This window comes from Aquabacter spiritensis, from assembly GCF_004346185.1.
Taxonomy (GTDB): Bacteria; Pseudomonadota; Alphaproteobacteria; order Rhizobiales; family Xanthobacteraceae; genus Aquabacter; species Aquabacter spiritensis.
In genome coordinates, this window is sequence record NZ_SMAI01000003.1 from 197,799 (window position 1) to 216,499 (window position 18,701).

At 68.1% G+C, this 18,701-nt stretch carries 16 protein-coding genes; 7 read left to right on the forward strand and 9 right to left on the reverse strand.

All coding sequences use genetic code 11. From position 1 onward, the window contains the following. Positions 1–9: 9 nt before the first annotated feature. The gene (locus EDC64_RS07300) at positions 10–984 is read left to right on the forward strand and encodes an ABC transporter substrate-binding protein (protein ID WP_132030612.1); all 975 of its coding nucleotides are present in this window, start codon (positions 10–12) and stop codon (positions 982–984) included. Between the two features lie 93 nt (positions 985–1,077). Beyond that, positions 1,078–2,703: a UbiD family decarboxylase gene (locus EDC64_RS07305; RefSeq protein WP_132030613.1), complete on the forward strand. Its 1,626-nt coding sequence runs from the start codon at positions 1,078–1,080 to the stop codon at positions 2,701–2,703. A gap of 7 nt (positions 2,704–2,710) precedes the next feature. Here the strand turns inward: EDC64_RS07305 and EDC64_RS07310 are convergent, their stop codons facing one another. From EDC64_RS07310 to EDC64_RS07335, 6 genes are all read right to left on the reverse strand, one after another. Continuing rightward, the gene (locus EDC64_RS07310; protein WP_132030614.1) at positions 2,711–3,694 is read right to left on the reverse strand and encodes a zinc-dependent alcohol dehydrogenase family protein; all 984 of its coding nucleotides are present in this window, start codon (positions 3,692–3,694) and stop codon (positions 2,711–2,713) included. Positions 3,695–3,707: 13 nt separating this feature from the next. Next, the gene (pstB, locus tag EDC64_RS07315) at positions 3,708–4,535 is read right to left on the reverse strand and encodes a phosphate ABC transporter ATP-binding protein PstB (protein ID WP_132030784.1); all 828 of its coding nucleotides are present in this window, start codon (positions 4,533–4,535) and stop codon (positions 3,708–3,710) included. Positions 4,536–4,657: 122 nt separating this feature from the next. Further along, on the reverse strand, positions 4,658–5,575 hold the full coding sequence (locus tag EDC64_RS23480; RefSeq protein WP_165933672.1) for a DMT family transporter: 918 nt from the start codon (positions 5,573–5,575) through the stop codon (positions 4,658–4,660). Continuing rightward, positions 5,572–6,372, reverse strand: coding sequence for an ABC transporter permease (locus tag EDC64_RS07325; protein WP_132030615.1), 801 nt, complete (start codon positions 6,370–6,372; stop codon positions 5,572–5,574). The genes EDC64_RS23480 and EDC64_RS07325 overlap by 4 nt, the downstream gene beginning before the upstream one ends. Beyond that, entirely contained in the window at positions 6,369–7,187 is an 819-nt protein-coding gene (locus EDC64_RS07330) for an ABC transporter ATP-binding protein (protein WP_338023388.1), read from the reverse strand. The genes EDC64_RS07325 and EDC64_RS07330 overlap by 4 nt, the downstream gene beginning before the upstream one ends. Continuing rightward, positions 7,184–8,209 (reverse strand): ABC transporter substrate-binding protein, encoded by a 1,026-nt coding sequence (locus EDC64_RS07335; RefSeq protein WP_132030616.1) that lies wholly within the window; start codon positions 8,207–8,209, stop codon positions 7,184–7,186. The genes EDC64_RS07330 and EDC64_RS07335 overlap by 4 nt, the downstream gene beginning before the upstream one ends. A gap of 161 nt (positions 8,210–8,370) precedes the next feature. On the opposite strand from EDC64_RS07335, the gene EDC64_RS07340 reads away from it, so the two are divergent. The 5 genes from EDC64_RS07340 to EDC64_RS07360 are packed head-to-tail and all read left to right on the forward strand — an operon-like array spanning position 8,371 to position 14,610. Then, positions 8,371–10,479 carry a hydantoinase/oxoprolinase family protein gene (locus EDC64_RS07340; RefSeq protein WP_245504581.1) on the forward strand — a complete coding sequence of 703 codons (2,109 nt, stop codon included), beginning with the start codon at positions 8,371–8,373 and terminating at the stop codon, positions 10,477–10,479. Between the two features lie 12 nt (positions 10,480–10,491). Continuing rightward, positions 10,492–12,228 carry a hydantoinase B/oxoprolinase family protein gene (locus EDC64_RS07345; protein ID WP_207915946.1) on the forward strand — a complete coding sequence of 579 codons (1,737 nt, stop codon included), beginning with the start codon at positions 10,492–10,494 and terminating at the stop codon, positions 12,226–12,228. Between the two features lie 3 nt (positions 12,229–12,231). Next, positions 12,232–13,083 (forward strand): sugar phosphate isomerase/epimerase family protein, encoded by an 852-nt coding sequence (locus tag EDC64_RS07350; RefSeq protein WP_132030617.1) that lies wholly within the window; start codon positions 12,232–12,234, stop codon positions 13,081–13,083. Beyond that, a complete protein-coding gene (locus tag EDC64_RS07355; RefSeq protein WP_132030618.1) occupies positions 13,080–13,790 on the forward strand; it encodes a TetR/AcrR family transcriptional regulator in 711 nt (236 codons plus the stop codon). The genes EDC64_RS07350 and EDC64_RS07355 overlap by 4 nt, the downstream gene beginning before the upstream one ends. A gap of 19 nt (positions 13,791–13,809) precedes the next feature. Continuing rightward, positions 13,810–14,610, forward strand: coding sequence for an aldolase (locus tag EDC64_RS07360; RefSeq protein WP_132030619.1), 801 nt, complete (start codon positions 13,810–13,812; stop codon positions 14,608–14,610). 19 nt (positions 14,611–14,629) lie between these two features. On the opposite strand, the gene EDC64_RS07365 is transcribed toward EDC64_RS07360, so the two are convergent. The 3 genes from EDC64_RS07365 to EDC64_RS07375 form a co-directional block, all read right to left on the reverse strand. Then, on the reverse strand, positions 14,630–15,790 hold the full coding sequence (locus EDC64_RS07365; RefSeq protein ID WP_132030620.1) for a serine hydrolase domain-containing protein: 1,161 nt from the start codon (positions 15,788–15,790) through the stop codon (positions 14,630–14,632). 29 nt (positions 15,791–15,819) lie between these two features. Then, positions 15,820–16,809, reverse strand: a complete 990-nt coding sequence (locus EDC64_RS07370; RefSeq protein ID WP_132030621.1) for a Bug family tripartite tricarboxylate transporter substrate binding protein — start codon at positions 16,807–16,809, stop codon at positions 15,820–15,822. A gap of 150 nt (positions 16,810–16,959) precedes the next feature. Further along, positions 16,960–18,699 (reverse strand): CocE/NonD family hydrolase, encoded by a 1,740-nt coding sequence (locus EDC64_RS07375; RefSeq protein ID WP_132030622.1) that lies wholly within the window; start codon positions 18,697–18,699, stop codon positions 16,960–16,962. Positions 18,700–18,701: the final 2 nt, after the last annotated feature.

The following is an 18,701-nucleotide window of genomic DNA, read 5'->3' on the forward strand; positions in this document are numbered from 1 at the left end:
GAAACACCGATGACGCCAATCACCCGCCGCACCTTCGTGGCGCTCACCGCCGCCGCCGCGGTCGCCCGTCCCGCTCTGGCGCGGGCGGCCCAGCCGCTCAATGTCAGCGTCGTGCTCGGCAACGCCATCCATTGGGTGCAGTTCATCGCCAATGAGAAGGGCATGTACAAGGACGAGGGCTTCGAGCCCAAGCTCCTGGTGATGCAGGGGTCCGCCAGTTCGGTCCAGATGGCGATCTCGGGCGAGTACAACATCGCCACCACCCAGCCGGAGACCTTCGTCTCCGCCGTCTCGCAGGGCGCCGGCGAAATCGCCGCGATGAGCGCGCCCGCCAACAAAGCGGACTGGATCCTGGTCGGCGCCCGCGGCGTCACCTCGATCGAGCAGTTGAAGGGCCGCCAGATCGGCCTGTCCGGCCTGCGCAACAGCGAAAGCTGGCTGACCACGCGCCTGCTGGAGGAAAAGGGCCTGAAGAAGGGCGATTACAGCTTCATCATCGCCGGCACCTCGCCGGCCAAGGCGGCGGCCCTGGAGAAGGGCGGCATCGGTGCCGCCGTGCTGTTCCAGCCGAGCGCCGAATTCGCGATCCGGCAGGGCCTCACCCCGCTCGCCGCCTTCAAGGACATGCGCGACTATCCCACCGTCTTCTATGTCGTGAAGAAGAGCTGGGCGGGCACCGACGAGGCCGGCCCGCGGGCTTCCCGCGCGCTGCAGAAGGCCTATGCCTGGCTGTGGGATCCCGCCAACAAGGCGGAGGCGATCCGCATCCTCGGCATCTACACCAAGCGCGACGCCGCGATCCTGGCGCCGGTCTACGAGGATTATTTCGTCACCCAGAAGCTCTATTCGCGCACCGGGAAAATCGACGTGGCGGGCTTCCGCACCGTGCTCGCCGACATGGCGGAGGACGGCCAGGCCTTCACCACCGCCCCGGCGCCGGAGAAATTCCTCCTCGATCCCAAGCTCGGCGGCCTCGCCACCTGAGCGCCAACCCGAGCGCTCATGCGCGGCGGCGCCGCCCGTCCGGGACGGCGCCGCGCTTCAAGCTCTGTCCCGTTCGTTCCGCAGGAGAGTTTCATGACCGGTCCGGCGCGCGCCTATAACGACCTCCACGACCATCTCGACGCCCTGCGCGCCAGGAACCTGCTCGTCACCGTCGACCGCCGGATCGACAAGGACAGCGAGATGCATCCGCTGGTGCGCTGGCAGTTCGTCGGCGGCATGGAGGAGAAGGACCGCAAGGCGTTCCTGTTCACCAATATCGTCGACGGCAAGGGCCGGCCCTACGACATCCCGGTCGTGGTCGGCGCGATGGCGGCGAACCGCGACGTCTACAGCGTCGGCATGGGATGCCCGGTCGAGGAGATCCAGGCGAAGTGGGACCACGCCATCGCCAATCCGATCCCGCCCCGCATCGTCAACGAGGCGCCGTGCCACGATGTCGTCCACGAGGGCGCGGCGGTGACGGGGGAGGGCAACGGACTCGACCGCCTGCCGATCCCGGTCTCCACCCCGGGCTTCGATTCCTCGCCCACCCTCTCGGCGACCAATGTCATCACCCGCGATCCCGTCACCGGGATCCAGAATATGGGCACCTATCGCGCTGCGCTGAAGGCGCCGGACCGGCTGGTGGTGCGCATGGCGACGCGGGTCGGCGGCGCCGGCGGCTACCAGCATTATCTCGCCCACCAGAAGCGCGGCGACCGCGAGATGCCGTGCGCCATCGTGCTCGGCTGTCCGCCTTATGTCGCCTTCATGGGGCCGCAGAAGCTGCCGATCGGGGTCGACGAATTCACCGTCGCGGGCGGCCTCGCGGGCGAGCCGATCAATGTCGTGCGCGCGCGCACCGTCGACCTCCTGGTCCCCGCCGAGGCGGAAGTCGTGATCGAGGGCTATATCGACACCACGCGGGTCGAGCCGGAGGCGCCGTTCGGCGAATCCCACGGCCATGTCGCGCTCGAAGAATACAACATGCCGATGCGCATCACCGCGATCACGCATCGCCGCGCGCCGGTCATTCCGTCTTACATCAGCCAGGTCGCGCCGTCGGAATCCAGCGTCATCAAGCGCGTCGCCTACGAGCCGCTGTTCCTCACCCATCTGCGCGACACGCTGTCGATCCGCGGCGTCAAGAAGGTGGCGCTGCACGAGCCGCTGACCGGCCTGCTGCGGGTGACGGTGATCACCATGGAGCGCGACGCGCCGCGCACCGAGGTGTGGCGGGCGCTCTACGGGGCGGCCTATTTCAAGGGCGATTGCGGCAAGATCTGCCTCGCGGTGAACGACGACATCGAGGCCGACAATGCCGACGCGCTGCTCTGGGCCATGGCCTATCGCGCCAACCCGGTCGAGGACGTCCAGACGCTGGGGCATCGCGGCCAGGGCCATGGGCCCAAGCGCGAGACCCATGGCGAGGAGGATTCCACCCTCCTGATCGACGCGACGATGAAATCGCCCATGCCGCCGCTGGCGCTGCCGAAGCGCGAATTCATGGAGAAGGCCCGCACCATCTGGGAGGAGATCGGCCTGCCGACGCTGCGGCCGCAGGCGCCCTGGTTCGGCTATACGCTCGGCGACTGGACGCCCTATTGGGACGCGTCCGCGGCGCGGGCGGTGGCCGGCGACTATCTCGAGAACGGCCGCATCAGCCTCGCCCAGCAGAAGGAAGGGCTGAAGCCGGAGACCAAGTTCCGGCCGGACTGAGCCCGCCTCACGGCAGCAGCACGGCCGCGCCCTGGAGGGTCCCGGCGCGCAGATCGTCCAGCGCCCGGTTCGCCTCGGTGAGCGGATAGGTCGTCACCTTCGGAAGCAGGTTCACCTGCCGCGCCACCGCCAGGAATTCGGCGGCGTCGGTGCGGGTGAGATTGGCGACCGAGACGACCTGCCTCTCCTCCCAGAGCAGGCTGTAGGGAAAGGCGGGAATGTCGCTCATATGGATGCCGGCGCAGACCACGCGCCCGCCTTTGCGCACCGCCTTCAGCGCCGCCGGCACCAGGGCGCCGACCGGGGCGTAGAGGATCGCCGCGTCGAGCGGTGCGGGCGGCAGGGTGTCGGATCCCCCGACCCAGCCGGCCCCGAGCCGCCGGGCGAAATCCTGCGCGGGCCGGTCGTCCGGCCGGGTGAAGACGAAGACCTCGCGGCCCTGCCAGAGCGCGACCTGGAGGATGATGTGGCCGGCGGCGCCGAAGCCGTAAATGCCGAGCCGCCGCGCATTGCCCGCCGACACCAGCGAACGCCAGCCGATCAGGCCCGCGCACATCAGCGGCGCCATCTCGGCATCGCTGCCGGCCTCGCCCAGCGGATAGGTGAATCGCGCATCGGCGACCGTGAGGCTGGCGAAGCCGCCATTGCGGGTATAGCCGGTGAAGCGCGGGGCATCGCAGAGGTTTTCCCGGCCCGAGCGGCAAAAGGCGCACGTCTCGCAGGTCCAGCCGAGCCAGCCCACCCCGACCCGCTCGCCGATCGCGAACCGGTCGACGCCGTCCCCCAGCGCATCGATGCGCCCGACGATTTCATGGCCGGGAATGAGCGGCAGCGCGGGCGCCGCCAGGTCGCCGTCGATCACGTGCAGGTCGGTCCGGCAGACCCCGCAGGCGCCGACCCGGAGGCGGACCTCGCCCGGCCCGGGCACCGGATCGGGGAGAAGCACGGGCTCCAGCGGGGCCTGCGCCCGCCGCATCATCATCGCGTACATGGACGCTCCGCGCTCATCCGAACCGGCCGGTGACATATTGCTGGGTGCGATCGTCGCGGGGATGCATGAAGACCTGCTCGGTCTGTCCGAATTCCACGATCCGGCCGAGATACATGAAGGCCGTGTAGTCCGAGACCCGGGCCGCCTGCTGCAGATTGTGGGTGACGATCGCGATCGTGTGGTCGTCCTTCAAGGAATCGATCGTCTCCTCGATCTTCGCGGTCGATAGCGGGTCGAGCGCCGAGCAGGGCTCGTCGAGCAGGATCACGTCGGGCCGCACGGCGATGGTGCGGGCGAGGCAGAGACGCTGCTGCTGGCCGCCGGAGAGGCTGAGGCCGCTCCGGGGCAGGATGTCCTTGACCTCCTCCCACAGCGCCGCCCGGCGCAGCGCCTCCTCGACCCGCGCCCGCAGCGCGGCGGGCTTCAGCTCCTCGTTGAGGCGCATGCCGAGGGCGACATTGTCGAAGATCGACATGGGAAAGGGCGTCGGCTTTTGAAACACCATGCCGACCTTGGCCCGCACCGTGATGGGGTCGACCCCGCGCGCCAGGATGTTGCGCCCGTCCATGATCACCTCGCCCTCGACCGTCTGGCCGGGCATGACCTCGAAAATCCGGTTGAACACGCGCAGCAGCGTGGATTTTCCGCAGCCGGACGGACCGATGATCGCCGTCACGCAATTGCGATAGAGCGGCATCGTGACGTCGCAGAGCGCGACCGTCGCGCCGTAGCGATAGGTGATGTTGCGCGCGGTGATCTTCTCGACCGGGGCGGTGGCGGCGGCCGGCTTCCAGGGAAAGGCGCTCGGCCCCTTGGCTTCGGCGCCGGGCGGGACGGGCACACAGACGGACACGGCAGGCCTCCGCGGAACGGGTCGACCATTATCCTGCCCGGGCGCGTGCGCCGCGTCGTTGCGCCAGATCACGTCACGTAAGTGTCATCGGAAAGAGGGGGCGCGGGCCTTCAGCGACGCGGCCGGTTCGCCATGACGAGGCCGATCAGAATCGCAGCGGCACCGGCGAATTGGAACGCGGCCAAGGGTTCCCCCAGCACCGCCACCGCCAGCGCCAGCGAGGCCAGAGGGGAGAGATAGAGAAAGGGACCCGCGCGCGCCGCGCCGATCTGCGAGGCGCCGTAGATCCAGAACAGATTGCCCACCAGGGTCGGGCCGAGCGCGATATAGGCGACCGACCAGGCGGCCGGCGGCGGCGGGAGCGCCAGCAGCGGGTCCGTGCCGCCGGAGGCGAGGAATCCGACATAGAGCGGCAGGGCGACCAGGATCAGGCCGGCCCAGGCGGTGAGCGTCGTCACGGTCAGCGCCGACAGTTTGAGCGGCCGGGCGCCGAGGGCCACCGTGAACCAGGCGAACAGGGCCGCGCCGATCAGCGCCCACAGATTGCCGATCCGGAAATCGAGCGCCGCGAGATTCGCGAGGTCGCCCTTCAGGAGGATCGCCAGCGTGCCCGCCAAAGCGAGCCCGATGCCGGCCATCTGGCGGCGGCTGGCCAGGGCGCCGCCCATCAGCGGCGCGATGAGCAGCACCCAGACCGGCGTCGTGGCATTGAGCAGGCCCACTTCGAGCGCGAGGCTGTGATAGGCGCCGGCATAGAGGAAGACCGAAAACAGGCCGACCCCGACCCCGCCGAGCAAACCGAGGCGCGGCAGGCGGGGGCGGATCAGCGGCCATTCGGCGATCAGGGTCGGCAAGGCGATCGGGGTGAGGACGAGCAGCGCCAGGCCCCAGCGCCAGAACACCAGCGACGGCAGCGGCAAATGATCGTGGATCGCCCGCGCCGCCACATGGTTGCTGCCCCAGAGGATTGCGGTGGCGACGAGCGCGACGGGGGCGAGGCGCGATCCCGCCGCAGCGGGGGCGGTCAATGTTGCGCGGCCCGCCCGGAGCGCTGCGACACGTGCCAGGGCAGAGCCAGCCGCTCGATCGCCTCGACGACATAGAACAGAGCCGTGCCGAGAAGGCCCAGCAGGATCAGGCAGACGAAGACGCGCGGCGTGTCGAACTGGCCCTGCGCGGTGAGGATGGCGAAGCCGAGCCCCTCCGAGCCGGCGACGAATTCGCCGACGATCGCGCCGACCAGCGCGAAGGAGATCGCGACCTTCAGCCCCGCGAAGATGCTGGGCAGCGCGTTCGGCAGGCGGATCTTGCGCAGGATGGCGAAGGTCGAGGCGCGGCTCGCTTTGGCGAGGCTGATCATGTCGGGATCGACCGAGCGCAGCCCGAGCACCGCGTCGATCACCACCGAGAACAAAGCCAGCATCAGCGCGATGGCGATCTTCGGCTCGATCCCGGTGCCCATCCAGATGACGAAGAGCGGCGCCAGCGCCACCTTGGGCACGCTGTTGAGCGCCACCAGCACGGTATAGACGGTCTTCTCCATCAGCCGGGAATGCACGATGCCGACGGCGAGGGCGAGACCCAGCACGACCGCGAGGGCGAAGCCGGCGAGGGTCGTATAGAGGGTGAACAGCGCCTGACGCAGGAAATAGGACGGGGCGGCGAGGAATTCCCCCCACAGCGCGCTCGGGGCCGGCAGGATGATCGGCGAGGGCTTGAACACCAGGACCGCGCCCTCCCACAGCACCATGATGCCGAGGATCAGCAGGACGACGGAGGAGGCTTCCTTCAGCGCGTCCCAGAGGTGGCTCGGGCCGGCTCTCATGGCGTGTCGTCCTTCAGGATCCCGAGGCGCGCGAACAGATGCCGGATATGGGCGACGTAGCGGCCGAACTCGGGGGTTTCGCGGATCGCCAGCGGGCGCGGGCGCGGCAGCGCGATGTCGATCACCTCGACGATCCGGCCGGGATTGCGGTCCATCATCACCACGCGGTCCGAGAGGAAGATCGCCTCGGCGATGGAATGGGTGACGAAGATCACGGTCTTGCGGGTGTCGTTCCAGATCCGCGCGAGTTCCAGGTTGAGATCGTCGCGGGTCATCGCGTCGAGTGCGCCGAACGGCTCGTCCATGAGCAGCAGGTCGGGATCGCACAGCAGAGCCCGGCAGATTGCGGCGCGCTGGCGCATGCCGCCCGACAATTCCCAGGGGTGGCGATCCTCATAGCCGCCGAGGCCGAAGCGGGTGAGGAGCTGGACCGCGCGCGGCTTCATCCGGGCGCGGGGCGTGCCGGCGAATTCGGCGGTGATCAGCACATTGTCGAGGATGGTGCGCCAGTCCAGCAGCACGTCGCGCTGGAACACCATGCCCATGCCTTCGGGCGGCCCCGTCAGGGGCTTGCCATTGACGGCGATGGTGCCGCCGCTGACCGGTTCGAGGCCGGCGATGCATTTCAGCAAGGTGGATTTGCCGCAGCCGCTCGGCCCGAGAATGGAGACGAATTCCGCGGCGCGGATGTCGAGGCTGATGTCCTCCAGGGCGAGGACCGGGCCGCGTGGGGAGCCGTAGGACTTCCCCACGCGGTCGATGCCGACATAGGCCATCGGATCGGGCCGCCGCACCGTGTCCGCCTGCGCCCTCACGGGACGAGGTCGTTGGTGTAATAGTCCGACGGCTTCCAGCCGGGCTTCACCGCGCCGGCCGCTTCCATGGCGGTAAGCGCCTTCGTCCAGTCGGCTTCCGCCTGCCAGCCGATCGGCTTGCCCTTGGTGGCCGGGGTGTCGAAGAAGTCCACGGTGAGCCGGATCTGCTCCTCCAGGACCTTCTTGTTCAGCTTGGCGTCCGGCCGCTGCTTGATGATGGCATCCGCGCCCTCGGCGACATGGCCGTCGCGGATATAGTTCCAGGCCTTCTGCTGCACCGCGACCAGCTTCTTCAGCGCGTCCTTGCGCTCGGCGAGGGTCTTTTCGGTGGCGACCAGCCCGTAGCTCGGGAAGGCGATGCCGACATCCTCGGCGAGGATCGCCTTGGAGGGCCGCGCGGCTTCCGCGACCGGCAGAGCGGACGGCTCGGTCGACATCAGCCCGTCGGCCCGGCCCGCCGTATAGGTCCCCCACAGGGCCGAGGGATCGACGAACATGACATTGACCTTGCTGCGGTCGAGCCCGCCCTGCTTCAGCCAGTAATCGATGAACGGCGCCCAGGGGCTCGCGGCGAACACCACGATGCTCTTGCCGGCGAAGTCCGAAACCTTGCTGATGGGGGAGGCCTTGTCGACCAGGACGGCGAGATCGGTGCGGCGGTCGAAGCCGGCGAAGGAGGTCACCATCGCGCCCTTTTCGCGGGCCTGCGGCAGGAGGCCGAGCTGGATCTGGCCGATATCGGCCTGGCCGGCATTGACCAATTGGAGCGTGTTGCCGGATCCGCGGCCGTCCTGCACCTCGACGTCGAGGCCTTCGGCCTTGAACCAGCCCTTCTCGTTGGCGAGATGCATCGCCGCATGCACGCCCCAGGGCGAGAAATCGAGCCGCACGACCAGCTTTTCCTGCGGCTTGTCCTGCGCCGCCGCGGCGCCGCAGGCGAGGCCCGCCAGAAGGCCCGCGGCGAGGCCGAGTGCGGGAGCCAGGGACCGCGCGACGCGGCCGCCCTTTGCCAAGATGCCCATTGCTGCTGTCCCCTTCTCTGGTTTTGAATGAGACTACATGGTCCAATTCATTCGACAAGCCATTTTATGTGTCAACGTGTGCAAACAATTCGTGCGGTTGGATCCTTGACGCGGGATCGCATCAGAACTAACCATTTGGTCCAATAGCAGTGGAGGTGTCCGTGATTGGCTTGAGCCCGGCGGGGGCGGATCGCGCACCTCGAAATCCCGTCGGGACCCGCATCGGCGTGGATGTCGGCGGGACCTTCACCGATCTGGTCCTGACCGACGCCGCGGGGCGGGTGTTCCACCGCAAGGTCTCCTCGACGCCGCACGCGCCCGACGCCGCGGTCGTCAAGGGCATCGCCGCCCTCCTCGCCGATGCCGGATGCTCCGGCGCCGGGGTGGTCGAAGTGGTGCACGGCACGACCGTCGGCTCGAACACCCTGCTCCAGAAGACCGGCGCCCCCACCGGCCTGATCACCACCAAGGGCTTCCGCGACGTGCTCGAGATTGGGCGGCTGCGCACCCCCGGCATGTTCGACCTGCAATGGGAGAAGCCTGCGCCTCTGGTGCCGCGGCGCTACCGCCGCGAGGTCGCCGAGCGCATCGCCGCCGACGGGACGGTGCTGGTGCCGCTCGACGCTGACGCGCTGATGGCGGTGGCGGAGGATCTGGTCGCGGCCGGGCTGACCTCGATCGCGATCTGCTTTCTCAACTCCTATCGTAATCCGGTGCATGAACAACAGGCCGAGATGCTGCTGCTCGCCCGTTATTCGGGCCTGAAAGTCACGTGTTCGGTGTCTGTTTTGCCCGAGGCCAAGGAATATGAGCGCACCTCCACGACGGTGGTGAACGCCTATGTCCGGCCGGTCCTGGAGGATTATCTCGCCCGCCTCGAGCGCGGCCTCGCCGCGGCGGGGATCTCGGCCCCGCTCCTGGTGTGCAATTCCAACGGCGCCCTGGCCTCCGCCGAGACCGCCCGGACCAAGCCGGTCTTCTTCATCTCCTCCGGCCGCGCGGCCGGCGTCGTGGGCGGGGCGCGGCTCGGAGAGGCATTGAATATCAAGGACTTGGTCGTGTTCGACATGGGCGGGACGACGGCCTCCGCCTCGCTCGTGCAGGACGGCGCCCTCGCCCGGGTCAGCGAATACGAGTTCCGCGCCGGCATCTCCACCCCGAGCCGGTTCATCAAGGCCGGCGGCTATATGATGAGCGTGCCGACGGTCGATGTCGCCGAGGTCGGCTCCGGCGCCGGCTCGATCGCCTCCGTCGACCCGGGCGGCCTGCTGAAGGTCGGCCCGGTCTCGGCCGGCGCCGATCCCGGCCCCGCCTGCTACGCCGCCGGCGGCACCCGCCCCACCGTCACCGACGCCAACCTGCTGCTGGGTTTTCTCCCCGACGTCCTCGCCGGCGGCGAGCGGCGCCTGTCGCACGAAAGCGCCGCAGCGGCGATCCGGGACCATCTGGCGGCCCCGCTCGGCCTGTCCGCCGAGGCCGCGGCCCATGGCGTGCGCGAGGTGGTCAATGCCAATATGGCCCGTGCCATCCGCGCGGTGACGGTCGAGCGCGGCACCGATCCGCGGGACTTCACCTTGGTCGCGATCGGCGGGTCGGGGCCGGTCCATGCCGCCGATATCGCCCAACTCCTTTCAATGCCACGTGTTCTGGTCCCCGCCTGCCCCGGCGTGTTCACCGCCATGGGGATGCTGGCGGGCGATGTGGAGCGCTATTTCATCCGCCCCTTCCCCTGCCGTCTCGACATGCTGGACCTCGCCGCTCTGGAGGCGGTGCTCGCGGACCTGAAGGTCGAGGCGAAGGCCGCCCTGCAAGCCGAAGGGATCGCCGAACCCGACATGGTGTTCGCGCCGGAGGTCGACATGCGGTTCCGCGGCCAGGAGACGGCCCTCGCGGTACCATATGAGTCGGCGGGGGCCGCGCCCCTGAAGGCCGCCTTCGATGCCGCCTATGAGGCCATGTACGGCTATGTCTCGCACGATGTCGTGGAGGTCGTCAGCCTGCGCCTGATCGGGCGCGGCGCGCGGCCGGGCAAGCTCGATTTCCGCAGCGCCGCCGCCGTGACCGCCGCTTCCGCACCGACGGGGATGCGGGCGGTCTATTTCGGCCCGGAGCTGGGGCGCCGGGACGTGCCGGTCTATGACCGGGCCTCCGCGCCGGGCCGCCTGACGGGGCCGGCGATCCTGGAGGGGGCGGACAGCACCGTGGTCGTGCCGCCCGGCGCGGAGGCCGTGGCGGATGCTCACGGCAATCTCCTCATCACCCTCGCCTGATCGGAGCCCGCCGTGACCGAAGCCGCAAAACCGATCGATCCCATCACCTTCGCGGTGCTGAAAAGCGCCTTCGAATCGATCGTCGACGACATGGCCTATACGGTGATGCGCACCGCTCGCTCGCCGATCGTGCGCGATGTGCTCGATTATTCCACCACCATGTGCGACGCCGAGGGGCGCATCCTCGCCCAGGCCAAGACCGTCGCACTGCATCTCGGCGCGGTGCCGGACGCCATGGCGGCGCTGCAGCGGCACTATGGCGACGACCTCCATCCCGGCGACGTCATCGTGTTCAACGATCCCTATGACGGCGGCATGCATCTGCCCGACATCTTCATGTTCAAGCCGATCTTCGCCGGCGCGCGGCATGTCGGCTATGCGGTCGTGATCTGCCACCATTGCGATGTCGGCGGGCGGGTGCCGGGCTCGAACGCCTCCGATTCGACCGAGATCTTCCAGGAGGGCCTGCGCATTCCGCCGCTCAAGCTGTTCGACCGCGGCGTGCGCAACAAGACCCTGTTCGACATCATCGCCAAGAATGTCCGCCTGCCGGACCTCGTGATCGGCGACCTCGAATCGCAGCTCGCGACCTGCATGCTGGGCGAACGCGAACTGCTCCGGCTGGTCGCCAAATACGGCGCCGACATGCTGGAAGGATTTCTGGCCGAGTTCCTGGATTACGGCGAGCGTCTGACCCGCAGCGCCTTCGCGGCCTGGCCGGACGGAACCTACCGCTTCACCGATTATATCGACGGCGACGGCTTCGACGAGGCGCCGATCCCGATCAAGGTCGCGGTCACGGTGGCCGGAGACGGAATCTCGGTCGATTTCGCGGGGTCCGCGCCGCAGGTGCGGGGGGCCATCAACTCGACCTTCTCGTTCGTGAAGTCGGCCACCTATCTCGCCGTGCGCTGCATGCTCGATGCCGATGTCCCGAACAATGCCGGGGTCTATCGCTGCATCGGCGTCTCGGCTCCCAAGGGCAGCCTGCTGAACCCGCACTTTCCCGCCCCGGTTGCCGCCCGCGCCTTGACCGGCTACCGGGTTGCCGACACGGTGCTCGGAGCGCTGGCGCAGATCGCGCCCGATCGCGCGGTTGCGGCGGGCGAGGGGGGAAATTCGGTGGTCTGTCTCGGCGGCTATGACAGCGAGACCCGCGAGCCCTTCATCGTTGTCGACATGATCAATGGCGCGCTCGGCGCCCGGGCGGAGAAGGACGGCATCGACGCCATCACCAACCCGACCCAGAACATGTCCAACATGCCGGTCGAGATCATGGAGGCGACCTATCCGCTGCGCATCGAGGAATATGCGCTGCGCGAAGATTCCTGCGGCGCCGGCCGGATGCGGGGCGGCCTCGGCATCGTGCGCCAGTATCGCCTGCTGGCGGCGGAGGCGGTGATGCAGTTGCGGACCGATCGCCACGCCAACCCGCCTTACGGTCTTTTCGGCGGCGGGCCGGCGGCGTCTTCCCGCAACATCCTCAGCGAAAACGGGGCAAGCGAGGTGCTCGCCAGCAAGGTCACGCGCACCGTGCGCGCCGGCGCGGTGATCCGCCACGAGCAGGCGGGCGGGGGAGGCTATGGCGATCCCCTCCAGCGCGACCCGGCACGGGTGCTGGAAGACGTGATCGACGGCAAGGTCTCGCCCGATTATGCGCGATCCGGCTTCGGCGTGGTGGTGCGCGACGGGCGACTCGATCTTCCCGCGACGCAGGCGTTGCGGGCCAGCCGGGCCAAGGCGGCCTGAGACATGGCCGACCTCTCCCGCTTCGCCGTGAACCAGATGACCACGCGGTCCTTCACCCTGCGCCAGGCGGTCGAGGCCTATGCCCGGCACGGCATCGGCGGGATCGGCGTCTGGACGCAATATCTCGAGGACATGACGGGGGCCGAGGCCGCGCGGCTGATCCGCGATGCCGGCCTGTTCGTCCCCTGCCTCTGCACCACGGCGTGGGTCAATCTGCGCGACCCTTCCGCTCTGGCCGCGGCGCTCGACGAGAACCGGCGGCGGATCGATCTCGCCGCCGAGATCGGCGCGGCCTGTCTGGTCGTGGTTCCCGGCGGGCTCGCGACCGGGGAGAAGGATCTACCCGCCGCCCGCGCCCGTGTCGGCGACGCGCTGCGCGCCCTGCTGCCGCAGGCAGAGGCGGCGGGCATCAAGCTCGGCCTCGAGCCGCTGCATCCGATGTATGCGGCGGAACGCTCCTGCCTCAGCACCTTCGCCCAGTGCCTTGCTCTGGTCGAGGAGTTAGGACCCGGCAGTGGCCTCGTACCCGACCTCTATCATTGCTGGTGGGATCCGGACTTCCCCGCCGGCCTGCGCCAAGCCGGGCCGGACAAGATCCTGACGTTCCATTTGTGCGACTGGCTGACGCCGACCCGCGACGTCTATCAGGATCGCGGCATGGTGGGGGACGGCGTGATCGACATCGCCTTCTATCGTGGGCTTCTGGACGAGATCGGCTTCGACGGTCCGTTCGAGATCGAGATCTTCTCCAAGCTCGACTGGTGGCTGCGCGATCCGGAGGAGGTGACCCGCATCAGTGTCGCGCGCTGCGCCCCCTTCGTCGGCCCGCGCATTGCGCAGGCGGCCGGCCTATGAGCGAACCCGTGCCAGGCCCCGATCCCATGGGGCTCCTCGCATCCGCCAAGCCGGCCCGGCGGCCGGGCGAGAAGGCACCGCGCAAGCGCGACGCCATCCAGACCCAGGAGCGCATTCTCGCGGCGGCGCAGGCCGAGTTCGCCCGGCGCGGCCTCGACGGGGCGCGGGTCGACGCCATCATCGCCCGGGCCAAGGTCAGCAAAAATTTGCTCTATCACCATTTCAGCTCCAAGGAGGAGCTGTATGTTCGGGTGCTGGAGCGCACCTATGCGACGCTCCGCCGGCGCCAGGAAGAAGTGGTGCTGACCGGCCTCGATCCCGTGGAGGCGATGACGCGGCTGTGCGAGAGCACGTTCCAGACCTTCATCGACGAGCCCGACGTGATCGTCATGCTGAACACGGAAAACCTGCATCGCGGCAAGCATATCGCCAAGTCGCCGATCATCCGCTCGCTGTACAGCCGGCTGTCCGAGTCGATGCGCACCATTCTTGCCGAGGGCGAGCGGCGCGGCGTCTTCCGTTCCGGGATCGACCCCGTCGAGTTCTACATTTCGATTTCCGGGCTCGGCTATTTTTACCTGTCGAATCGCTACACGCTCTCGATGATCTTCGATCGCGACCTGAAGCAGCCGGAGAATCTCGCCCGGCGCAAGGCGCACATCGTCGAGATGGCGCTGGCTTATCTCACCCCGCGTCCCACGCGCTGACGCCCCGGAGGACTGCCCGATGGCCCATGCTCTCAACCGCGACGCCGCGCCCGCGCCGCAGACCGAGGCCCCGAACCGCCCGGACCTCGACGGTCCGGAGGTGTGGGAGGCGCGGGTCGACCTCGCCGCCTGCTTCCGTTTCGCGGCGCGGCTCGGCATGCACGAGGGCATTTGCAACCATTTCTCGGCCGTCGTGCCGGGCTATGACGATCTGTTCCTGGTCAATCCCTATGGCTATGCGTTCCGCGAACTGACCGCCTCGCAGCTTCTGGTCTGCGACTTCGACGGCCATGTCCTGTCCGGCGCCGGCATGCCCGAGGCGACCGCCTTCTTCATCCATGCGCGGCTGCATCTGAAGGTGCCGCGGGCGCGCGTCGCGTTTCACACCCACATGCCCTACGCCACGGCTCTGTCGATGACAGAGGGCGAGCCGCTGCTGTTCGCCGGCCAGACGGCGCTGAAATTCTACGGGCGGACCGTGGTCGACGCGGACTATAACGGCCTCGCGCTCGATGCCGCCGAGGGCGACCGCATCGCCGCCGCGGTCGGCGGGGCCGACATCGTCTTCATGAAGCACCATGGTGTGATAGTGCTCGGCGGCACGATCGCCGAGGCATGGGACGATCTCTATTATCTCGAACGGGCCTGCGAGGTGCAGTGCCTCGCGCTCGCGACGGGACGGCCGATCCATCCCGTCAAGCCGGAGATTGCGGCGGCGGCGGCGCGCCAGATGCGGGAGGGCGACGCGGAATCCGCCCGCCTGCATCTCGCCAGCATGAAACGCATCCTCGACCGTGAGGAGCCCGATTATCGGGCCTGAGGCGCAGGTCCGAGCCGCGCTACAGCCAGCTCGGCGGGGCCCCCCCGCCGGCCGCCACCGCGACTGCCGCGCCGCGCGGCCCGATGCCGGGTCCCTCGCGCTGGAAGTTCGGGCAATAGGCGAAGCTCATATTGCGAACGCGGTCGCACCAGGTGAAGGCGCCGCCCGTTCCGGTATGGCCGAATGCCGCCATGTTGATCCCCATGGGCGCGGTCTCCGGCTCGTTGTGCATGAAGCCGTAGCCCATGCGCAGGCGGCGCTGGGTCATGATGCAATCGCCTTCCCAGACGAGCTGCGCGGCGCGCTCCACCGCCTCCGGCGACAGGATCCGCACCCCGTCCACGGTCCCGTTCCCGGCGAGCGCCGCATAGATGCGTGCGACCGCCCGGGCATTGCCGTGCCCGCCGAAGGAGGGCACTTCCAGCTCCCGGATTTCCCGGCAGTTCTGAAAATAGCCGAAGGTCGGCGCCGAGCGGAAGGCGCGGCCGAGCGGGGTCGATGGATCGCCGGAAATCTTGAAGAAGCCGTTCTTCGGGTTCTGGTGCATGTCCGAGACGCGGGCGATCTCGTCGGGGCGAAGGCCGATCTGGTAATCCGCCCCCAAAGGTCCGGAAAGCTCCTCGCGCAGGAAGGTGCCGAGGGACTTGCCGGTTACCCGGCGGACGATCTCGCCGAGCAGGAAACCGATATTGATCGAGTTGTAGGCGCCATTGGTGCCCGGCTCCCAGGCCGGTTCCTGGACTTCCAGTGCATGGATGTGGGTGTCCCAGTCGAACCAGGAGCCCGGCGGGGCGGCATCGCAATAAATCACGCCGTCGGTGTGGGACAGGACATGGCGCACCAGCACCTTCTCCTTGCCGGCCTGGGCGAATTCCGGCCAGTAGGTGGCGACCGGGGCGTCGAAATCGACGAGCCCCCGGTCGATCAGCATATGGGTGCAGATGGCGCTCATGCTTTTCGCCACCGAATTCATGATCACGATGGTGTCGGGGCGCCAGGGATCGGTCTTTTCGGCGTCCTTGTAGCCGCCCCAGAGATCGACCACCGGCTCGCCGTCCTTATAGACGCAGACGGCGGCGCCAAGTTCGCCGCGGCGGCGGAAATTCTGTTCGAACGCCGCCCGCACGCCGGCGAATTCGGGACTGCAGGTGCCCTCGATGCGGATTGTGTCCTCGTCCATGGACGGCCTCGCTGTTCGCGTTGGGGAGATCAGTTGGCTTCGGGCTGAATATTGGCCTCGCGGACCACGGCGCCCCATTTCTTGGCCTCGGCGGCGACGAAGGCGTTCGCCGCTTCGGGCGAGAGCTGGTCGGGCGGGAAAGCCTGCACGCCGCGCTCGACATAGGCCTTCTGGATCTTCTCGTCGGCGAGCGTCTCGCGCAGCGCGGCATTGAGCTTGTCGATGATCGGCTTGGGGGTGCCCGCGGGCACGAACAGCGCCTGCCAGAAGGGGATGTCGAGATTGGGATAGCCCGACTGTCCCATCGTCGGGATCTCCGGCAGGCGCGGATAACGCTGCGGTGCGCCGAAGCCGTAGCCCTGGATCTTCTTGGCCAGGATCAGTTCGGCCGAAGTGGTCGGCGCGGCCCAGACCAAGTCGGCATGGCCGCCGACAATATCGCTCATGGCCTGCCCGCCGCCTTTATAGCCGATCAGCGTGACCTCCGCGCCGATGTCCTTGGCGAAGATGATGGCCTGGAGATGCGCCAGCGTGCCGATGCCGGGATGGGCGAATTTGACCGGCTGGGCCGGCCCCTTCATCCAGGCGATGAGTTCCGGCAGGGTCTTCGCCGGCACCTTTGTGCTGCCGACCAGAAAGGAATAGGAGGTGTTCACCAGGCCGACGGCGGTGAGTTCCTTCTCCACGTCGATCGACTGCTTCGGATAGAGCGCCGGAGCGATGACGAGACCGTTCTGGTGGATCATCATCGTGTAGCCGTCCGGTGCCGAGCGCGCCAATTTGGCCGCGCCGATCATGCCGCCGGCCCCGGGAACATTCTCGGTGACCAAGGATTGGCCGAGCGCCTGCGACATGCGATCCGCGATCGTGCGCATGGCGATGTCGCTGGGGCCGCCGGGCGCATAGGGCACGATCACGGTGATCGGTCGGGTGGGAAAATCGGCCGCCGCCGCGGGTGCGCAGGCAAAGCCGAGCGCGGCGAGGGCGAACAGTTTCAGATTACGGGAAATCCGGCGCATTCTTGTTTCCTCCCAGTGGGGTTCCGGTCGCAGTCCCACTCCCGCGTGCGGGAGAGGGGAGGGAGGCGAAGGCGGGCGCTGCCGTGGCGTTTCGGCTGCGCCGGCCCCTCCGTGTCCCCTCCGCCGCTGGAGAGGGGAATGGCCGAGGCCTCAGGCGGGGATGACGGGAAGCAGCAGATAGGGCGCCCGCTCGGGTGAGACGTGCAGGGTGTTGGTGCTCCCGAACACGTCCGCCGGCCGGTCCTGCGGGTCGTCATGCACGAACGGGCCGCAGCCTTTCATCGGGTTCTTCATGTTGGAGAGCGTGGCCGCGGCGCCCGCCCATTCATAATCGCGGCCGCGCACCGTGAGGCCGATCCGGTAGCCCTTTGGCACGACGATGCAGGTCGGCCAGATCTCGATGTCGAGCTCTTCCGGCTTGTCGGGGGTGAGCGGCCAGACTTCGTCATGGGGGTGATAGGGTCGGTAGGGCAGGCTGCGGGCGGGATCGAGCTTGCGGTGCGAGGCGCGCAGCCAGCCCTGGCCGACCGGCGTATGGGGATCGAGGGCGCCATAGAAGACGACTTCCACGCCCGCAGGATCGAAGACGCGCAACACCAGAAACACGTCGGCGTCGCGGGTCTTCGAGGACAAGAACAGCTTGGCGGCGGAGGGGCCGGTAATCTCCAGCTCCGAGTCCAGCGGCGGCGTAAGGAAGGTCAGCCCCTCGCCCATCGCCTCATAGTCGAGCGCCGCGGCCTGCGTGGGGGGCGTGGGGCTCAGCGACTTGGCGGCGGGATCGAGGTAGAATTTGGTCCATTGCGTGCGCGCCAGCGGCCATTCGTGCTCGTGGCGCACCGGGAATTTGATCTCTCCCGGCCGGCGGATCTGGATCTGCACCTTGGGCTGCGTGTCCCAGCCGGTCTCCTCGCCCTTCAGGAAATAACCGAGGAAGCGCTTCTGAATGTCGACGCCGTAATCGGTGTAGAATTCCGCCCAATGGGCCCCACCATGGATTTCGAGCCATTTGTGCTCGGAAGCGGCCTGGAGGAAGCCCTCCACATTGCCCCGCAAATGCAGGCCCTGGCCGCCCCAGTTTCCGGCCGAGAGCAGCGGCACCGTGATCTTGGAGAGATCGCCGCCGAGGGCGCGGTAATAGTCGCCGTCGAGATGGTTGCGCAGCAGGTCGCCCGGCATGTCCGCGCGGTTCTTCGCGAGTTCCTCTTCCGGCAGGGTTTCCGGGCCGCAGACCCATTCCCCCGTGACCCGGCTCTTCGGCCCGCGCGCGCCGAGGCCGTGCTGCACCGTCTTCACCTGCATGTCCTGCCAGTTCTTGCGGAACACGGAGAGGATGCCGCCATGATGGGTGGCGTCGCGGTAATTGTCGGCAAAGCCCTCCCAGACGCAGATCGCGGCGAGGTGCGGCGGCTGCTGGGCCGCGATGCGCCATTGATTGGCGGCGAAATAGGAAATCCCGTTCATCCCCACCTTGCCGCTGCACCAGTTCTGCTCGGCCAGCCATTCGATGCAGTCGTAGATGTCCTTGGTCTCGCGCGGGCTGTGGACCGAGAGGAAGCCTTCCGATCGTCCGGCGCCCCGGCTGTCGATCCGTACGCAGGCATAGCCGTCCGGCACCCATTTCTCCGGGTCCGGCACTTCCCAGGATTGGTATTTGTTGGTCGAGCCTTCGAGCGCGTCGGGATAGTCGCGGGCCATGATGTCCCAGGCGGTCTTGTAGCCGTCCTGGAAGGCGAGGCCCTTGCCGTAGGGGCCGTAGGTGAGGATGGCCGGCACCTTGGCTTCGCCCAGCGGGCGGAAGATGTCGGCGCGCAGAACCACGCCGTCATCCATCGTAATCGGCACATCCCAGTCGATGCGCATGCCGTCGCGCACTTCGCTCTTGTCGCTCATGC